This window comes from Flavobacterium araucananum, from assembly GCF_002222055.1.
Lineage (GTDB): Bacteria > Bacteroidota > Bacteroidia > Flavobacteriales > Flavobacteriaceae > Flavobacterium > Flavobacterium araucananum.
Genome location: NZ_MUGS01000119.1, coordinates 1 through 1,115, shown reverse-complemented (window position 1 = coordinate 1,115; position 1,115 = coordinate 1). Strand labels below are relative to the sequence as shown.

Genomic DNA, 1,115 nt, shown 5'->3' with positions numbered 1-1,115 from the left:
CTAAAAAAGAAAAAATGAAATACACGACACTACCCAATACGGATATAAAAGTTAGTAAAATAAACCTGGGAACGATGACTTTCGGGCAGCAAAACACAGAAGCCGAAGGACATCAGCAAATGGATTATGCACTGGAACGAGGCATAAACTTTTTTGATACAGCCGAAATGTATTCGGTTCCGGCGCGGGAGGAAACTTACGGAAGTACAGAGAAAATTATAGGAACCTGGTTTAAGAAATCAGGAAATCGAGAAAAAGTGGTTTTGGCTTCTAAGATTGCAGGACCAAATCCTAATTTTACTTATATGCGTGAGAAAGGAGATTTCTCTCCGGCGAGTATAAGATATGCTTTAGAAAATAGCTTAAAGCGACTACAGACAGATTATATCGATTTGTATCAAATGCATTGGCCCGAGCGGGAAACTAATTATTTTGGACAACGTGGTTTTAAAGATTACGATACTGCATGGGAAGATAATTTTAGAGAAGTCCTTGAAACTTTTGATGGTTTAATCAAAGAGGGCAAAATAAAACACATTGGTGTTTCTAACGAAAATGCCTGGGGGATGATGCGTTTTCTCGAAGAGAGTAAATATCAAAACCTGCCTAGGATTAAAACCATTCAAAATCCGTATAATTTGTTGAACCGTCTTTTTGAAGTAGGTTCTGCCGAAGTCGCAAAATACGAAAACGTGGGTTTACTGGCCTATTCTCCTTTAGCATTTGGCGTTTTAACGGGTAAATTTTTAACCGGTGAAGCACATCCAAATGCGAGAATAAAACTTTTTCCGCAATATACTCGTTACAACAGTGATCAATGTACGCAAGCCACAAGATTGTATCAGGAAATTGCTAAAAAACACGGCTTGACTCTGACAGAACTCGCGATGGGATTTGTATTGCAACAACCTTTTTTGACCAGTGCCATTATTGGCGCTACGACAATGGAGCAGTTAAAAGAAAACATCGATACAATTGATGTGTTTTTATCCAAAGAAATTTTAACAGAGATTGCTGCGGTTCAGGCTATAATTCCTGATCCGGCTCCTTAAGTTGAATAGCGTTCAGCTTTAGCCGGATGAAAATATAAAATAAATAAAAAGGGCTTTAGCCAA

1 protein-coding gene is annotated in these 1,115 nt (G+C 38.2%); it reads left to right on the top strand.

Features of this window, described 5'->3' with window-relative positions; all coding sequences use genetic code 11:
• The first annotated feature begins 14 nt into the window (after nt 1-14).
• Nucleotides 15-1,052 carry an NADP(H)-dependent aldo-keto reductase gene (locus B0A64_RS24685; protein WP_089482092.1) on the top strand — a complete coding sequence of 346 codons (1,038 nt, stop codon included), beginning with the start codon at nt 15-17 and terminating at the stop codon, nt 1,050-1,052.
• The last annotated feature ends 63 nt before the right edge of the window (nt 1,053-1,115 follow it).

Excerpts from the sequence above, each read along its gene's own strand:
- B0A64_RS24685 (WP_089482092.1), top strand. The coding sequence starts at position 15 with ATGAAATACACGACACTACCCAATACGGATATAAAAGTTAGTAAAATA.